General features: G+C 55.1%; 16 protein-coding genes and 5 pseudogenes. 9 read left to right on the top strand and 12 right to left on the bottom strand.

What is annotated here, in order from left to right; genetic code table 11:
* Nucleotides 1-332: 332 nt before the first annotated feature.
* A pseudogene (locus tag ACHHZ7_RS24680) lies at nt 333-1,103 on the top strand (Tn3 family transposase); the annotation flags it as partial.
* A gap of 57 nt (nt 1,104-1,160) precedes the next feature.
* Entirely contained in the window at nt 1,161-1,403 is a 243-nt protein-coding gene (locus ACHHZ7_RS24675) for a transposase (protein ID WP_000844627.1), read from the top strand.
* A 31-nt stretch (nt 1,404-1,434) separates the two neighbouring features.
* Here ACHHZ7_RS24675 and tetR(A) read toward each other — a convergent pair whose 3' ends face one another.
* Nucleotides 1,435-2,085, bottom strand: coding sequence for a tetracycline resistance transcriptional repressor TetR(A) (tetR(A), locus tag ACHHZ7_RS24670; RefSeq protein WP_000164043.1), 651 nt, complete (start codon nt 2,083-2,085; stop codon nt 1,435-1,437).
* 105 nt (nt 2,086-2,190) lie between these two features.
* Here tetR(A) and tet(A) point away from each other — a divergent pair, with 105 nt between their 5' ends.
* Nucleotides 2,191-3,390, top strand: coding sequence for a tetracycline efflux MFS transporter Tet(A) (gene tet(A), locus ACHHZ7_RS24665; RefSeq protein WP_000804064.1), 1,200 nt, complete (start codon nt 2,191-2,193; stop codon nt 3,388-3,390).
* Between the two features lie 31 nt (nt 3,391-3,421).
* Here tet(A) and ACHHZ7_RS24660 read toward each other — a convergent pair whose 3' ends face one another.
* Together ACHHZ7_RS24660 and ACHHZ7_RS24655 are read right to left on the bottom strand one after the other, a co-directional pair.
* The gene (locus ACHHZ7_RS24660; RefSeq protein WP_000058717.1) at nt 3,422-4,306 is read right to left on the bottom strand and encodes a DMT family transporter; all 885 of its coding nucleotides are present in this window, start codon (nt 4,304-4,306) and stop codon (nt 3,422-3,424) included.
* A 137-nt stretch (nt 4,307-4,443) separates the two neighbouring features.
* Nucleotides 4,444-4,836 carry a cysteine hydrolase family protein gene (locus tag ACHHZ7_RS24655; RefSeq protein ID WP_001351729.1) on the bottom strand — a complete coding sequence of 131 codons (393 nt, stop codon included), beginning with the start codon at nt 4,834-4,836 and terminating at the stop codon, nt 4,444-4,446.
* Nucleotides 4,837-4,839: 3 nt separating this feature from the next.
* On the opposite strand from ACHHZ7_RS24655, the pseudogene ACHHZ7_RS24650 reads away from it, so the two are divergent.
* Nucleotides 4,840-6,591: pseudogene (locus ACHHZ7_RS24650) on the top strand (Tn3-like element TnAs1 family transposase); the annotation flags it as partial.
* 522 nt (nt 6,592-7,113) lie between these two features.
* On the opposite strand, the pseudogene ACHHZ7_RS24645 reads toward ACHHZ7_RS24650, so the two are convergent.
* A pseudogene (locus ACHHZ7_RS24645) lies at nt 7,114-7,471 on the bottom strand (IS1 family transposase); the annotation flags it as partial.
* Nucleotides 7,472-7,662: 191 nt separating this feature from the next.
* Between ACHHZ7_RS24645 and ACHHZ7_RS24640 the strand changes: the two are divergent.
* Nucleotides 7,663-8,640: a tyrosine-type recombinase/integrase gene (locus ACHHZ7_RS24640; RefSeq protein WP_000600827.1), complete on the top strand. Its 978-nt coding sequence runs from the start codon at nt 7,663-7,665 to the stop codon at nt 8,638-8,640.
* A 47-nt stretch (nt 8,641-8,687) separates the two neighbouring features.
* Here ACHHZ7_RS24640 and ACHHZ7_RS24635 read toward each other — a convergent pair whose 3' ends face one another.
* Nucleotides 8,688-9,047, bottom strand: coding sequence for a hypothetical protein (locus tag ACHHZ7_RS24635; protein WP_170877903.1), 360 nt, complete (start codon nt 9,045-9,047; stop codon nt 8,688-8,690).
* Between the two features lie 21 nt (nt 9,048-9,068).
* On the opposite strand from ACHHZ7_RS24635, the gene ACHHZ7_RS24630 reads away from it, so the two are divergent.
* Nucleotides 9,069-10,189 (top strand): IS3-like element ISSen4 family transposase gene (locus ACHHZ7_RS24630; RefSeq protein WP_085950818.1). Its coding sequence is split into 2 segments (ribosomal slippage): nt 9,069-9,327 and nt 9,327-10,189, totalling 1,122 coding nucleotides; the frame shifts between segments, so codons are not numbered across the junction.
* Between the two features lie 9 nt (nt 10,190-10,198).
* On the opposite strand, the gene ACHHZ7_RS24625 is transcribed toward ACHHZ7_RS24630, so the two are convergent.
* A complete protein-coding gene (locus tag ACHHZ7_RS24625; protein WP_395149220.1) occupies nt 10,199-11,203 on the bottom strand; it encodes a hypothetical protein in 1,005 nt (334 codons plus the stop codon).
* 436 nt (nt 11,204-11,639) lie between these two features.
* A pseudogene (locus tag ACHHZ7_RS24620) lies at nt 11,640-11,864 on the bottom strand (hypothetical protein); the annotation flags it as partial.
* A gap of 138 nt (nt 11,865-12,002) precedes the next feature.
* Here ACHHZ7_RS24620 and istA point away from each other — a divergent pair.
* Nucleotides 12,003-13,025 carry an IS21-like element ISSen3 family transposase gene (gene istA, locus ACHHZ7_RS24615; protein ID WP_000627495.1) on the top strand — a complete coding sequence of 341 codons (1,023 nt, stop codon included), beginning with the start codon at nt 12,003-12,005 and terminating at the stop codon, nt 13,023-13,025.
* Nucleotides 13,022-13,804, top strand: a complete 783-nt coding sequence (istB, locus tag ACHHZ7_RS24610; protein ID WP_001531258.1) for an IS21-like element ISSen3 family helper ATPase IstB — start codon at nt 13,022-13,024, stop codon at nt 13,802-13,804. The genes istA and istB overlap by 4 nt, the downstream gene beginning before the upstream one ends.
* Nucleotides 13,805-14,107: 303 nt before the next feature.
* On the opposite strand, the gene relE is transcribed toward istB, so the two are convergent.
* Both relE and relB read right to left on the bottom strand, forming a co-directional pair.
* Nucleotides 14,108-14,395, bottom strand: coding sequence for a type II toxin-antitoxin system mRNA interferase RelE (relE, locus tag ACHHZ7_RS24605; RefSeq protein WP_000323025.1), 288 nt, complete (start codon nt 14,393-14,395; stop codon nt 14,108-14,110).
* Nucleotides 14,395-14,634, bottom strand: a complete 240-nt coding sequence (gene relB, locus ACHHZ7_RS24600; RefSeq protein WP_000534857.1) for a type II toxin-antitoxin system antitoxin RelB — start codon at nt 14,632-14,634, stop codon at nt 14,395-14,397. The genes relE and relB overlap by 1 nt, the downstream gene beginning before the upstream one ends.
* Before the next feature lie 24 nt (nt 14,635-14,658).
* On the opposite strand from relB, the pseudogene ydfV reads away from it, so the two are divergent.
* Nucleotides 14,659-14,772, top strand: a pseudogene (gene ydfV, locus ACHHZ7_RS24595) (protein YdfV); the annotation flags it as partial.
* A 58-nt stretch (nt 14,773-14,830) separates the two neighbouring features.
* Here the strand turns inward: ydfV and ACHHZ7_RS24590 are convergent.
* From ACHHZ7_RS24590 to ACHHZ7_RS24580, 3 genes are all read right to left on the bottom strand, one after another.
* Complete coding sequence (locus ACHHZ7_RS24590) at nt 14,831-15,460, bottom strand: LysE family translocator (protein ID WP_069325473.1); 630 nt, start codon at nt 15,458-15,460, stop codon at nt 14,831-14,833.
* A 223-nt stretch (nt 15,461-15,683) separates the two neighbouring features.
* Nucleotides 15,684-16,061 carry a VOC family protein gene (locus ACHHZ7_RS24585; protein WP_069325474.1) on the bottom strand — a complete coding sequence of 126 codons (378 nt, stop codon included), beginning with the start codon at nt 16,059-16,061 and terminating at the stop codon, nt 15,684-15,686.
* 146 nt (nt 16,062-16,207) lie between these two features.
* Nucleotides 16,208-16,457 (bottom strand): hypothetical protein (locus ACHHZ7_RS24580; protein ID WP_204353576.1); only part of this gene is annotated, 250 nt, incomplete at its 5' end.

Below are 16,457 nucleotides of genomic sequence, written 5' to 3'. Positions count from 1 at the left end.
CATCAAGGCGCGGGAATAAAATCCCATTCAGACGCCGGATAGATTCAAGCAAGCCAACTTGTCGTCAAAATCGGTGTTGCAAAAACGGGAGTGACCATAGATTCCGTTTTCTGAGACGACCCCTTATGGGTGCCTTTCCGCAGCTTGGAACGCGGATGGAGAAGAGGAGCAACGCGATCTAGCTATCGCGGCCGCGATCAAGCAGGTGCGACAGACGTCATACTAGATATCAAGCGACTTCTCCTATCCCCTGGGAACACATCAATCTTACCGGAGAATATCGTTGGCCAAAGCCTTAGCGTAGGATTTCGCCCTCTCCCGCAAACGACCCCTATGTGCTCGACGGCCTGCTGTACCACGAGTCCGACCTGCGGATCGAGGAGCACTACACCGACACGGCCGGCTTCACCGATCACGTCTTTGCCCTGATGCACCTGCTAGGCTTCCGCTTCGCGCCGCGCATCCGCGACCTCGGCGAAACCAAGCTGTACGTGCCGCAGGGCGTGCAAGCCTACCCGACGTTGCGCCCGCTGATCGGCGGCACCCTGAACATCAAGCACGTGCGTGCCCACTGGGACGACATCCTGCGCCTGGCCAGCTCGATCAAGCAGGGCACCGTCACCGCCTCGCTGATGCTGCGCAAGCTCGGCAGCTACCCGCGCCAGAACGGACTGGCCGTGGCCCTGCGCGAGCTGGGCCGGATCGAGCGCACGCTGTTCATCCTGGACTGGCTGCAAAGTGTTGAACTGCGCCGCCGCGTGCATGCCGGCCTGAACAAAGGTGAGGCGCGCAACTCGCTGGCCAGGGCGGTGTTCTTCAACCGCCTTGGGGAAATCAGGGATCGGAGCTTCGAGCAGCAGCGCTACCGGGCCAGCGGCCTCAACCTGGTGACGGCGGCTATCGTGCTGTGGAACACGGTGTACCTGGAACGCGCCACCCAGGGGTTGGTCGAGGCCGGCAAGCCGGTGGACGGCGAGCTGCTGCAATTCCTGTCGCCGCTGGGCTGGGAGCACATCAACCTAACCGGCGATTACGTCTGGCGGCAGAGCCGCAGACTGGAAGACGGGAAGTTTCGGCCCTTACGGATGCCCGGAAAACCTTAGCGTACGATTTTTTCCGAATTCTGCGGGCTCCCCTATCTCATCTGCGCAAGGCAGAACGTGAAGACGGCCGCCCTGGACCTCGCCCGCGAGCGCCAGGCGCACGAGGCCGGCGCGCGGACCCGCGCCACGGCCCACGAGCGGACGCCGCAGCAGGAGCGCCAGAAGGCCGCCAGAGAGGCCGAGCGCGGCCGTGAGGCTTGGACGCTAGGGCAGGGCATGAAAAAGCCCGTAGCGGGCTGCTACGGGCGTCTGACGCGGTGGAAAGGGGGAGGGGATGTTGTCTACATGGCTCTGCTGTAGTGAGTGGGTTGCGCTCCGGCAGCGGTCCTGATCAATCGTCACCCTTTCTCGGTCCTTCAACGTTCCTGACAACGAGCCTCCTTTTCGCCAATCCATCGACAATCACCGCGAGTCCCTGCTCGAACGCTGCGTCCGGACCGGCTTCGTCGAAGGCGTCTATCGCGGCCCGCAACAGCGGCGAGAGCGGAGCCTGTTCAACGGTGCCGCCGCGCTCGCCGGCATCGCTGTCGCCGGCCTGCTCCTCAAGCACGGCCCCAACAGTGAAGTAGCTGATTGTCATCAGCGCATTGACGGCGTCCCCGGCCGAAAAACCCGCCTCGCAGAGGAAGCGAAGCTGCGCGTCGGCCGTTTCCATCTGCGGTGCGCCCGGTCGCGTGCCGGCATGGATGCGCGCGCCATCGCGGTAGGCGAGCAGCGCCTGCCTGAAGCTGCGGGCATTCCCGATCAGAAATGAGCGCCAGTCGTCGTCGGCTCTCGGCACCGAATGCGTATGATTCTCCGCCAGCATGGCTTCGGCCAGTGCGTCGAGCAGCGCCCGCTTGTTCCTGAAGTGCCAGTAAAGCGCCGGCTGCTGAACCCCCAACCGTTCCGCCAGTTTGCGTGTCGTCAGACCGTCTACGCCGACCTCGTTCAACAGGTCCAGGGCGGCACGGATCACTGTATTCGGCTGCAACTTTGTCATGCTTGACACTTTATCACTGATAAACATAATATGTCCACCAACTTATCAGTGATAAAGAATCCGCGCGTTCAATCGGACCAGCGGAGGCTGGTCCGGAGGCCAGACGTGAAACCCAACAGACCCCTGATCGTAATTCTGAGCACTGTCGCGCTCGACGCTGTCGGCATCGGCCTGATTATGCCGGTGCTGCCGGGCCTCCTGCGCGATCTGGTTCACTCGAACGACGTCACCGCCCACTATGGCATTCTGCTGGCGCTGTATGCGTTGATGCAATTTGCCTGCGCACCTGTGCTGGGCGCGCTGTCGGATCGTTTCGGGCGGCGGCCGGTCTTGCTCGTCTCGCTGGCCGGCGCTGCTGTCGACTACGCCATCATGGCGACGGCGCCTTTCCTTTGGGTTCTCTATATCGGGCGGATCGTGGCCGGCATCACCGGGGCGACTGGGGCGGTAGCCGGCGCTTATATTGCCGATATCACTGATGGCGATGAGCGCGCGCGGCACTTCGGCTTCATGAGCGCCTGTTTCGGGTTCGGGATGGTCGCGGGACCTGTGCTCGGTGGGCTGATGGGCGGTTTCTCCCCCCACGCTCCGTTCTTCGCCGCGGCAGCCTTGAACGGCCTCAATTTCCTGACGGGCTGTTTCCTTTTGCCGGAGTCGCACAAAGGCGAACGCCGGCCGTTACGCCGGGAGGCTCTCAACCCGCTCGCTTCGTTCCGGTGGGCCCGGGGCATGACCGTCGTCGCCGCCCTGATGGCGGTCTTCTTCATCATGCAACTTGTCGGACAGGTGCCGGCCGCGCTTTGGGTCATTTTCGGCGAGGATCGCTTTCACTGGGACGCGACCACGATCGGCATTTCGCTTGCCGCATTTGGCATTCTGCATTCACTCGCCCAGGCAATGATCACCGGCCCTGTAGCCGCCCGGCTCGGCGAAAGGCGGGCACTCATGCTCGGAATGATTGCCGACGGCACAGGCTACATCCTGCTTGCCTTCGCGACACGGGGATGGATGGCGTTCCCGATCATGGTCCTGCTTGCTTCGGGTGGCATCGGAATGCCGGCGCTGCAAGCAATGTTGTCCAGGCAGGTGGATGAGGAACGTCAGGGGCAGCTGCAAGGCTCACTGGCGGCGCTCACCAGCCTGACCTCGATCGTCGGACCCCTCCTCTTCACGGCGATCTATGCGGCTTCTATAACAACGTGGAACGGGTGGGCATGGATTGCAGGCGCTGCCCTCTACTTGCTCTGCCTGCCGGCGCTGCGTCGCGGGCTTTGGAGCGGCGCAGGGCAACGAGCCGATCGCTGATCGTGGAAACGATAGGCCTATGCCATGCGGGTCAAGGCGACTTCCGGCAAGCTATACGCGCCCTAGGAGTGCGGTTGGAACGTTGGCCCAGCCAGATACTCCCGATCACGAGCAGGACGCCGATGATTTGAAGCGCACTCAGCGTCTGATCCAAGAACAACCATCCTAGCAACACGGCGGTCCCCGGGCTGAGAAAGCCCAGTAAGGAAACAACTGTAGGTTCGAGTCGCGAGATCCCCCGGAACCAAAGGAAGTAGGTTAAACCCGCTCCGATCAGGCCGAGCCACGCCAGGCCGAGAACATTGGTTCCTGTAGGCATCGGGATTGGCGGATCAAACACTAAAGCTACTGGAACGAGCAGAAGTCCTCCGGCCGCCAGTTGCCAGGCGGTAAAGGTGAGCAGAGGCACGGGAGGTTGCCACTTGCGGGTCAGCACGGTTCCGAACGCCATGGAAACCGCCCCCGCCAGGCCCGCTGCGACGCCGACAGGATCTAGCGCTGCGTTTGGTGTCAACACCAACAGCGCCACGCCCGCAGTTCCGCAAATAGCCCCCAGGACCGCCATCAATCGTATCGGGCTACCTAGCAGAGCGGCAGAGATGAACACGACCATCAGCGGCTGCACAGCGCCTACCGTCGCCGCGACCCCGCCCGGCAGGCGGTAGACCGAAATAAACAACAAGCTCCAGAATAGCGAAATATTAAGTGCGCCGAGGATGAAGATGCGCATCCACCAGATTCCCGTTGGAATCTGTCGGACGATCATCACGAGCAATAAACCCGCCGGCAACGCCCGCAGCATCGCGACCGTCATCGGTGAGAAGTTCGGCAGGTATTGGGTGGTGACAATGTAGGTGCTGCCCCAAATGGCAGGTGCTATCGCTGTGAACAATAAATCGGGCGTGCGTAATGACATGCGATTACAAGACCTCCGCTACGGCGATGGGTTTTTGAGAGTTGCAGGCGCCGCGATGACCGCACCCTGACTTGGACTGGCCCTGCCTCGCACCAATCCACCTGCGGCTATGGCCGCGATCATGCGAGGCCCGAAAATTACACGACCTGTACACGTCCGCCGAACCCGGAACGCAACAGAGCTTCGTGGGCATCCCGATCCGGGTCGTAGCAGCAGTCCTGGACCAAACGCACGTCGTAGTCCGCATCACTAGCCCAGGCGACGCTTGAAAGAACAACGCCGGTGGTGCTTATCCCGGCCATGACAAGCGTGCTTACGCCGCGCGTCCGAAGGTCGGCGTCGAGCGCCGTGCCATAAAAGACGCTGGCTCGCGGACATGCATAGAAAAGGTCGCCCCGTTCGATCGCAAGCCCTTCGACGGGCAGACCGGTGCGAAATCGTCCGCTCGGGAGATACGGTGAGATTTGGCGATTCGTCGCCGGCGGCGCATGTTCATACTCTTCGCCGAGCGAAAAGTTGGGGAACAGCACGGGCCGGCCGCGCAAGGCGTGCTGGCAGCCGTGCAGACCCTGCGTGAGATGAACGCCGACAACCTGCGCAAGGTGCCGGCCGATGCACCCACGGCCTTCATCAAGCCGCGCTGGAAGCCGCTGGTGATCACCCCGGAAGGCCTCGACCGGAAATTCTACGAAATCTGCGCCCTGTCCGAGCTGAAGAACGCCCTGCGCTCCGGCGACATCTGGGTCAAGGGCTCGCGGCAGTTCCGCGACTTCGACGACTACCTGCTGCCGGCCGAGAAGTTCGCCGCACTCAAGCGCGAGCAGGCCCTGCCCCTGGCGATCAACCCGAACAGCGACCAGTACCTGGAAGAGCGTTTGCAGCTGCTGGACGAGCAGTTGGCCACCGTCACCCGCCTGGCCAAGGACAACGAGCTGCCCGATGCCATCCTCACCGAGTCAGGGCTGAAAATCACCCCGCTGGATGCGGCGGTGCCGGATCGGGCGCAGGCGCTGATCGACCAAACCAGCCAGTTACTGCCGCGCATCAAGATCACCGAACTGCTGATGGACGTGGACGACTGGACGGGCTTCAGCCGCCACTTCACCCACTTGAAGGACGGGGCCGAGGCCAAAGACAGGACGTTGCTGCTGTCCGCAATCCTCGGTGATGCGATCAACCTCGGGCTGACCAAGATGGCCGAGTCGAGCCCCGGCCTGACCTACGCCAAGCTGTCCTGGCTGCAAGCCTGGCACATCCGCGACGAAACCTATTCGGCGGCCTTGGCCGAGCTGGTCAACCACCAGTATCGCCACGCCTTTGCCGCCCACTGGGGCGACGGCACGACCTCATCCTCCGATGGCCAGCGCTTCCGCGCGGGTGGCCGGGGCGAGAGCACCGGGCACGTCAACCCGAAGTACGGTAGCGAGCCGGGACGGCTGTTCTATACCCATATCTCCGACCAGTACGCGCCGTTCAGCACCCGCGTGGTGAATGTCGGCGTCCGCGATTCCACCTATGTGCTCGACGGCCTGCTGTACCACGAGTCCGACCTGCGGATCGAGGAGCACTACACCGACACGGCCGGCTTCACCGATCACGTCTTTGCCCTGATGCACCTGCTAGGCTTCCGCTTCGCGCCGCGCATCCGCGACCTCGGCGAAACCAAGCTGTACGTGCCGCAGGGCGTGCAAGCCTACCCGACGTTGCGCCCGCTGATCGGCGGCACCCTGAACATCAAGCACGTGCGTGCCCACTGGGACGACATCCTGCGCCTGGCCAGCTCGATCAAGCAGGGCACCGTCACCGCCTCGCTGATGCTGCGCAAGCTCGGCAGCTACCCGCGCCAGAACGGACTGGCCGTGGCCCTGCGCGAGCTGGGCCGGATCGAGCGCACGCTGTTCATCCTGGACTGGCTGCAAAGTGTTGAACTGCGCCGCCGCGTGCATGCCGGCCTGAACAAAGGTGAGGCGCGCAACTCGCTGGCCAGGGCGGTGTTCTTCAACCGCCTTGGGGAAATCAGGGATCGGAGCTTCGAGCAGCAGCGCTACCGGGCCAGCGGCCTCAACCTGGTGACGGCGGCTATCGTGCTGTGGAACACGGTGTACCTGGAACGCGCCACCCAGGGGTTGGTCGAGGCCGGCAAGCCGGTGGACGGCGAGCTGCTGCAATTCCTGTCGCCGCTGGGCTGGGAGCACATCAACCTAACCGGCGATTACGTCTGGCGGCAGAGCCGCAGACTGGAAGACGGGAAGTTTCGGCCCTTACGGATGCCCGGAAAACCTTAGCGTACGATTTTTTCCGAATTCTGCGGGCTCCCCTGTACGCGGTCGGAGTGGTCCCGGCAAGGCGTCAGCCGCAGCCGGGGCGTATCTCCGCGTTAGCGGGCCGAAGGGCCGCTTACGAGCGTGTACCCGACAACTGACCGCAGCTCCACCCACAGCGATGAAGAAGAGTAGTTACAACACCCATCATTAAAAGCGACACTACTCCCGGCCTTCGGCCGGGGGCGGCGGCGCTTTTCAGTGGTGGGGAGGGGCACCCGGCCGGCAAACCGGCGCCGGTTTTATGATGAGCTTTCTTTTGAATGCTGTAACTAATTTGGTTCTCCGGTCGGGGCCCTTCGCGAAGCGATGGGAGCTCTTTCTGATGTTGCCGAACCGGCGCGACCGTCAGGTCGCTGCAAGAGCGGGCATTCTCCGGAGCCTGTCCACAGGGTAGGCGATGAAGAGGTTATGTGTTTACAGGATTTATTAAAGGATCTTTAAAAGAGATACAGAACTGGTGTTTAAAAGGAACTACGCGCCCTGAAAGACCGACGGCAGGCTCAGAAGATGCTCCAGCGTGGCCATAGTACGTTCACCGAAGACGTGTGCAACAACCGTCCTCCGTATCCTGTCATACGCGTAAAACAACCAGCGCTGGCGTGATTTAGCGCCGACGTAACCCCACTGTTCGTCCATTTCCGCGCAAACAATGACGTCACTGCCCGGTTGTATGCGTGAGTTTACCGACTGCGGCCTGAGAGGCGGTGTAAGTGAACTGTAGCTGCCATGTTTTACGGCAGTGAGAGCAGAGATAGCGCTGATGTCCGGCAGTACTTTTACCGTTACGCACCACGCCTTCAGTAGCTGAGCAGGAGGGACAACTGATGGAGATGGAAGCCACGGGAGCACCTCAAAACCACCATCATACACTAAATCAGTAAGTTGGCAGCATCACCGTAATCGTACAGCTAAGAACAAGTGCTTCAAGTCTACTTATTAAAATGTACCTTTGAAAAAGTAGACTTTCTGCGGTACGCTCTGACAGTAAGTTTGCCCCCGATTTTTTACGCAGCGCGCCGGACGGAGCCCGACATGATCCTGATTCCCGATGACGAACCGGAGCTGAGTCTGCCCGCAGCCAGTGAGGAATTCCTGCCGGCGCTGTCAGGTGAGAATGCCCCGGTCAGCCCGGCCCGGGCCTACCTGCTTTCACTCAATTCCCACCGCAGCCGGCAGACCATGGCCTCGTTCCTGAACATCGTCGCCGTTATGCTCGGAGCTGCCTCCCTGGAGTCCTGCAGCTGGGGCAGCCTGCGGCGCCATCACGTGATGGCCGTGACCGAACTGCTGCGCGACACCGGCCGGGCCACCGCCACCGTCAACACCTATCTTTCGGCACTCAAGGGCGTGGCGAAGGAAGCCTGGATGCTCCGGCTCATGGATGTGGAGAGCTTCCAGCATATCCGGGCGGTCCGTAACCTGCGCGGCAGTCGGCTGCCCAGCGGTCGGGCGCTGCCCCAGGGGGAGATCCGCGCCCTGTTTGCCGTCTGTGAAGCCGATCGCAGCTGCCTCGGGGCGCGGGATGCAGCGATGCTGGCGGTCATTCTCGGCTGCGGCCTGCGACGATCCGAAGTAGTGAGCCTGGATTTGCGTGACGTTGTCACTCAGGACCGTGCGCTTAGAGTGCTGGGTAAGGGAAACAAGGAGCGACTGGCATATGTCCCGGCCGGTGCCTGGCAGCGGCTGCAGATCTGGATCGATGAGATCCGGGGCGAGACCCCGGGCCCGCTGTTCACACGCATCCGTCGTTTCGGGGATGTGACTCTAAACCGGCTAACCGACCAGGCGGTGTACCATATCCTGCAGGTGCGCCAGGGTCAGGCCGGCATCACGAAATGTTCTCCACACGATCTGAGGCGAACCTTCGCCACCGCGATGCTGGATAACGGGGAGGATTTAATTACCGTGAAGGATGCGATGGGCCACGCGAGCGTCACCACCACCCAGCAGTATGACCGTCGCGGGGAGCAACGCCTGCAGGACGCGCGGGATAGACTCAACCTTATTTAGGGCTAAGTAAACACAAACAAGGGGGCTGTACCCCCTCTAATTTTACATTAACACGATACTCGACAGACTTTCCCAGTCGTAGTCAGCAACCATCGCCCGATGGAGGCTGGGATAAATGCTGACAGCCCGACGTGAAGCAAAAGGCTCTCGCCGCTGGCATGGCTTAATGTCGCGGTCCCCTCAATCACTAACACAATTTCAGCGCTGGATGTCATTACCGTTTGATTGTTCACCGCAGTGAAAATACTGAAATGGAAATCCTCAACAGGAATAGGATAGCGCGCTTCTGCGGCGTGCTGTTCCGGTAACATACGCAGAGAGGCTGACGCGGTCGGTGAGAAGATGGTGCAATGAATCTGACCTGCTCCCCGTTGATTAGTACACCCCGATGTTAGTAATGTCTTCATAAGCCACATGAGGACATCCCCATGAAGAAGCGTTTTTCCGACGAACAGATCATCAGTATTCTCCGCGAAGCCGAAGCTGGGGTACCCGCCCGTGAACTCTGCCGCAAGCATGCCATTTCCGATGCCACGTTTTACACCTGGCGTAAGAAGTATGGCGGTATGGAGGTGCCTGAAGTTAAGCGCCTGAAGTCGCTTGAGGAAGAGAACACCAGACTCAAGAAGCTGCTTGCCGAAGCCATGCTGGATAAAGAGGCGCTTCAGGTGGCTCTTGGGCGAAAGTACTGACGACAGACCAGAAGCGGGAAGCCGTGATGTTGATGTGTGATGCGACCGGTCTGTCGCAACGTCGTGCCTGCAGGCTTACAGGTTTATCCCTGTCGACCTGCCGCTATGAGGCTCACCGTCCGGCTGCTGATGCGCATTTATCAGGGCGCATCACTGAGCTGGCACTGGAGCGCAGGCGTTTTGGCTACCGTCGTATTTGGCAGTTGCTGCGCCGTGAAGGGCTTCATGTTAATCATAAGCGCGTGTACCGGCTTTATCACCTCAGTGGCCTGGGCGTAAAACGCAGAAGACGTCGTAAAGGGCTGGCAACAGAACGTCTGCCGCTGCTCCGTCCGGCGGCGCCCAATCTGACCTGGTCGATGGATTTCGTCATGGACGCACTTTCCACCGGTCGCAGGATCAAGTGTCTTACCTGCGTCGATGATTTCACAAAGGAATGCCTGACGGTCACTGTTGCCTTTGGGATTTCAGGCGTTCAGGTCACGCGTATTCTGGACAGCATTGCACTGTTTCGAGGCTATCCGGCGACGATAAGAACTGACCAGGGGCCGGAGTTCACTTGCCGTGCACTGGATCAATGGGCCTTTGAGCATGGTGTTGAGTTGCGCTTAATCCAGCCGGGCAAGCCAACGCAGAACGGATTTATTGAGAGCTTTAACGGACGATTTCGCGATGAATGTTTGAATGAGCACTGGTTCAGCGATATCGTTCATGCCAGGAAAATTATTAATGACTGGCGGCAGGATTATAACGAATGCCGCCCGCACTCCACGCTGAATTATCAGACACCGTCTGAATTTGCAGCGGGCTGGAGAAAGGGTCATTCTGAGAATGAAGATTCCGACGTTACTAACTGAGTGTTGTATCTAATCGTGGGGGCAGGTCAGGTACAGGATGTCTCGTTCTTTGAGGTACGCTTGAATGTAAGAAACTGCATCGCTGTAGTTTGAATAAAGGGCTTGTGAAAAAGAGATATGTTCACCACGCTCCTTATTAGACAAGGGGCTTCCAACAAAAAAGTCGAAATCTTCCTCATCCAAAAACTCAAAACTCTTCAGGAAGATGGCTTTCTCTTTGATGAAATCTGTTAGTTTCTCGACTTTTCTTGCCATACTTTCCTCTACTTTTCGGCTCTTTTCGATAATGACGTCTAACTCAGCTTTGCTTTCCTGAATCTTCAGATTTAGCCGATGATTATCATTATTTAGTTCTTCATTTCTCTTGATTGAGCTTTCAAGCTCTGTCGTTGATGCTGTGATTTTATCCTGTGTACTTTTGAATGCGTCTGACAACTCCGCCAACTTGTCAGTCATATCCTGTTGTTTTTCTTGCAACGCTGCCTCTAACGCTTCTGTTTCTGAGGCGATTTTATGTTTAACGCGCTTAACTTCTGCGTCATAAATAACTTTGCGTAGCAGTGTTTCATCTTCATTTTGAATTAGGGCTTGCCGATCTAAATTAGGTAATGCATCGGGCAGATAGGTCAAACGCTCAACCGTCTTATCATTGACGGCTAATAGAAATGGGTTGTTTTTTTTAGCTCTTTGCGGGATGGATGCTAACATCAGTTCACAAGCAACCATCCCTTTAGTGTCATTGCCTAACACTATTTTTGCTACTGATGGGGTTAAAAACACACCTGATTGCAATTCATGCGAATCAGCCAGAGGGTATTCTATGCTTTGGTTGCCACTAAGAGTTTTTGCGTTACGGATACCAGCCCAGTTCCCTGCCACGTTAATACTCAGTTCACCCCAGACATCAATTTTATGATTTTCCAAGCCCCAACTATCATAAAGGCGTTGGTAAAGCTCTTCATCAGAGAGCCCTTTAACCTCTTCAAGGTTGTAGATAACTTGTTCTAAAGCCATGATTTCTATTCAAACAATAAATAAAGGGATTACCTACGTGTTGCAAACTCAACACATCTACATCTCGAGAAAAACAGGTTTAGTTTTGCTTCTTATCTAGCACTTTTTAGCGAGATAATCACCAACGAGCATTTCAATAAATTCTTTAAGTTCCTGATATTAAACACCATAAGTCTAATATGGCAACAGTTTCTATAATCGCGTTTCGCGAATCCGTGATATGAGCACCAATGTTGACAGTGCCACTTACCACTACACAACTTCATATCGCGTCTACTCTATTGCTAACACTTTCGAGTGATCCGTACCAGCAAAAGTGGACACTTCGCTAAGAAAGTCTGGGGTCAAGTCTTGCAACGTGCACAACGTGCTTTGGCAAGGTCTGCTTTTGGCACATAAGAAATATTCAGAAATTTCGAATACTACATTAGCTCACTCACTTTACTGCAAAAACCGTAACCAACGTTTTCATTGAGTCACCCGAAACCATAACAAAGTGCATTTTGCTACCAACATGCTGCCAAAACTCGGCCTCTTGTGCATATTTTTTGGCTTTTTGGATAGAGGCACTTTCTGGTAACTGGGTTTTAGTTAGCCTTGGGCATAGCAGCTTTGTGCACAAAGCCTTCCAAGGATGCTTAGGTACACCGTCTGAAAGCCGCATTTAATCCCGATGTGCGGCCCTGTGGCTGCGTAAACAGGTTAATGGTGATTGTTACCAACGGTGCAAAACTGATCCACCCCAGCGGTTGAAAATTGATCCAGGGGTTAATCTGCTCCTCTGAATACAGGGGAGCTTATGATCACTTTTGAGATTCGTATGGAAATTAAAGTCCTGCACAAGCGGGGAATGAGTATCCGGGCCATTGCCAGGGAGCTGGGTATTTCGCGCAATACTGTCCGCAGCCACCTGAAAGCCAAATCTGAAAAGCCGCAGTATTCACCACGCCCGGCACCATCATCACTGCTCGATGAATACCGTGATTACATCTCTAAGCGGATCAGCGATGCGCATCCCTACAAAATCCCGGCGACCGTTATTGCCAGGGAAATCATGGAGCTGGGCTATCGTGGAGGGCTTACTATCCTGAGAGAGTTCATCCGTAAACAGACCCTGCCAGCACAGGCAGAACCGGTCGTTCGCTTCGAAACCGAGCCCGGACGGCAGATGCAGGTTGACTGGGGGACCATGCGAAACGGCAAGTCACCCCTGCATGTGTTCGTCGCTGTTCTGGGATACAGCAGAATGCTTTACATCGAGTTCACCGACAACATGCGCTACGACACGCTGGAAGCCTGTCACCGCAATGCGTTCAGCTTCTTCGGCGGTGTACCGCAGGAAGTCCTGTACGACAATATGAAAACGGTGGTGCTGCAGCGTGATGCTTACCAGACCGGGCAGCACCGGTTCCATCCTTCCCTGTGGCAGTTCGGCAAAGAGATGGGCTTCTCTCCCCGCCTGTGCCGTCCCTTCAGGGCGCAGACTAAAGGCAAGGTGGAGAGGATGGTGCAGTACGCCCGCAACAGCTTCTATATCCCGTTAATGACACGCCTGCGTCCGATGGGGATCACCGTCGATGTTGAAACCGCAAACCGTTACGGCCTGCGCTGGCTGTACGATGTGGCCAATCAACGTAAGCATGAAACTATCCAGACCCGCCCCTGCGATCGCTGGGTGGAGGAACAGCAATCCATGCTGGCACTGCCACCGGAGAAAAAACAGTATGACGTGCAGGTTGATGAAAGCCTGATGACCTTCGACAGGCAGCCGTTGCATCATCCGCTCTCCATCTATGACACGTTCTGCAGAGGAGCCGCATGATGGTCGAACTGCAACATCAACGGCTGATGGTGCTTGCCGAACAGCTCCAGCTGGACAGTCTTATCGGCGCAGCGCCGGCGCTGTCGCAACAGGCGGTGGATCAGGAATGGAGCTACATGGACTTCCTGGAGCACCTGTTACATGAGGAGAAACTGGCCCGGCATCAGCGTAAACAGGCGATGTACACGCGGATGGCAGCCTTCCCGGCGGTAAAGACGTTCGAGGAGTACGACTTCACCTTCGCCACCGGCGCTCCTCAGAAGCAAATCCAGTCGCTGCGATCCCTGAGCTTCATAGAGCGTAACGAAAACATCGTGTTGCTGGGGCCATCGGGCGTGGGAAAAACGCATCTGGCGATAGCCATGGGCTACGAAGCAGTACGGGCGGGCATCAAGGTTCGCTTCACAACAGCAGCGGACCTGCTGCTACAGCTGTCCACTTCACAGCGTCAGGGCCGTTACAAAACGACTCTCAATCGTGGTGTCATGGCCCCGAAGCTGCTTATCATCGATGAAATAGGTTATCTGCCGTTCAGTCAGGAGGAAGCCAAGCTGTTCTTCCAGGTCATCGCCAAACGTTACGAGAAGAGCGCGATGATCCTGACCTCCAACCTGCCGTTCGGGCAGTGGGATCAGACGTTCGCCGGTGATGCAGCGCTGACATCGGCGATGCTGGACCGGATCTTACATCACTCACACGTCGTGCAAATAAAAGGGGAAAGCTATCGACTGAAGCAGAAACGAAAGGCCGGGGTTATAGCTGAAGCTAATCCTGAGTAAACAAGGTGGATCAATATTAAACCGTTGGTGGTGGCGGTAAGTGGATCACTTTTTACCCGTTGTTGACAGTGATTGGTTCTTGCAAACCACATGCAAGTTCTATCAGCGTTTCAGTCACGCTCCGAAAGGTACACGGTTATCCTGATAAGGTGTGATCCCTCTGACAATCTGATGACGTCACTACGCTCCGCTTGTTGCTGTATCACCAACGGGGCTTTATGGCTGCAATTGTCTAAATCAGAGGGTGTCAACGCAAAGCAGAAGTGTCACCCTCGGTGCGAAACAGAGATGTCATGCTTTGGTTCAGAGAATGCGTTTGACCGCCTCGCTATATACTTCCGAGCGTTCTCTTTTCCCAACAGAAATCACGAAAACGACAACTTTCTCGTCTATAACCTGGTATACAAGGCGATAGCCTGAAGACCGGAGCTTAATCTTGTAACAATCAGGCATACCACGGAGCTTGTTTGCTTCAATCCGGGGTGACTCAAGTACTTCAACCAGCTTCTTTTTCAACTGTTCACGTACCGTCGAGCCCAGCTTTCGCCATTCCTTTAGTGCCCGCTCGTCAAAATCCAGAAAATACGCCATCAGAGTTCATCCAGCGTCACACGTACTGGCTTAGGCTTACGAAGCCGTTCTTTCACTATCTCCACAAGTTCAGCATCTTCATCACTCAGGAGTGTCTGTTTGAACGGCAAGCGTTCATTGTCAGCGATATACTCGAGCATGAGACGAAGCGCTTCAGAAGGAGTTACGCCCATTTTTTCAAGCGCGGCGTAAGAACGCGCTTTAAGTTCATCGTCAATACGCAGGTTAATGCTACCCATGTCTTACACCTCTTGTAATTACAAATGTCATTACAAGTATCGCACTACAACATGCTTAGGGCAAGTCACGAAGGAAGTCAGAAAGTAGTCGTAAGAACGGTGATCACTGTCCGCTTTGTGCCAGAAGCGGACATTGCTGTTTTCGAATTACTGATATCTTTACTACTCGGCACTAAGCCAAAAAGTTGAGGCGTTGTCACTTTGAAAATGATGATATGATTAGTTTGAAACCTAGAAAGCTTAATATTGTCGCAGAGACTCTATCTACCTGACCCTTAATCCTAAGATATACTCTCCGTGGACGTTCGGCAGACAACAGCAGCGCAACAAGAGAATACCAACCTGCATCAATAATAAAGCTCATTGCGGGGATGACGTAATAATATCCTGTCGGAATGTCAGCAGGTAGCAATGCCGTAAATATTGAGGCAAAAACAATAGCTGTTTTAGGGTTACTCAATTGTGTAAAAAGACCATCCCGAAATGTCTTCCACAAAGATTTACTTTCGGCATTAGGATTTACTGATAGCGTCAAAGGTTGCGAAGCAGTTCTGAAAATCTTAACTGCTAACCAAATAAGATATGCTCCACCGAAAACTTTCATCGCGATAAATAATTCAGGAACAGCATTTAAAACTTGCTGTAATCCCAGCATCGCCATAAGAGAAAATGTTGCCGCCCCCACACCAGTACCGAGGGCAGTTACCAACCCATGTAATCTTGAATGGACAACAGCATTTCGGGCAACATAAATGAAGCTTGGCCCAGGGCTCATAACCCCCATGACAAGAACTGCAGCAATCGCAATCAGGCTTGTTGAAATCATAGATACTCCTTTATTTTCATTTGGTTATCTTAAGGTCGCAAATTAAAATCAATCAAATTCTCAATTCTGCCAGCTGCGAACTATATTCCCTATCAAGGCTCATGGCAAAGATAATATATTCATTTGAAAGGGGATGTATGAGGTTCATTTTTGTATTTAAACCCTGACAATATTAGCCCCCTATGCAAACGAGCCACATGAATTCGTGTAGAGCTGCAACTATTTATTTGTATACTGATAACTCTATAAGATTTAAGTCTGGATCACGAATATATACAGAAATTATATTCCCTCTTGCACCAGTTCTTTCTATGGGACCCTCAAGCACTTGAACATTTTGTTCTGAAAGATGTGAAAGAATCTCGGGAATTGACTTGCTGACTATAAAACAGAGATCAAGCGATCCGGGAACTGGTAGGTGAGCCTTAGGTTCAAATTCTTTACCATATTCATGGATATTTATTTTTTGGTTACCAAAAATAAGTGCTCGACGATTATTTTTAAACATAGTTACCTCCATACCCAGTATTCGAGTATAAAAGTCCACACATTTTTCGATTGAGTGACATGTCAGCACTAAGTGGTCGAGTCTGTCTATCAAAATAACACTCCAAGCATGATAAGTTATGATGAAATTAAGACTAAAACTGGTTATATCTTCTAGACAACAAAAATTGTGGTAAATATGTAAAAATTTGTTTAATTAACATCCGCTTCTCGCTCTTAGCGGACATTAGCATAGGCTATTTACCATAACGCCTCATTACGCGTACCGCTCAGACGGCCTGAGCGCGTTTCTGACGTATCCCCGTTAAAAACAGTAACAAACCACCCGAAAATGCACGCCAGAAACGCTACGTAAGAATCTATGGCACTGTTGCAAATAGTCGGTGGTGATAAACTTATCATCCCCTTTTGCTGATGGAGCTGCACATGAACCCATTCAAAGGCCGGCATTTTCAGCGTGACATCATTCTGTGGGCCGTACGCTGGTACT

Source organism: Citrobacter freundii complex sp. 2024EL-00216 (genome assembly GCF_043945515.1).
Lineage (GTDB): Bacteria > Pseudomonadota > Gammaproteobacteria > Enterobacterales > Enterobacteriaceae > Citrobacter > Citrobacter portucalensis.
The sequence above is the reverse complement of the archived record's forward strand: the minus strand, read 5'-3'. Positions and strand labels throughout refer to the sequence as shown.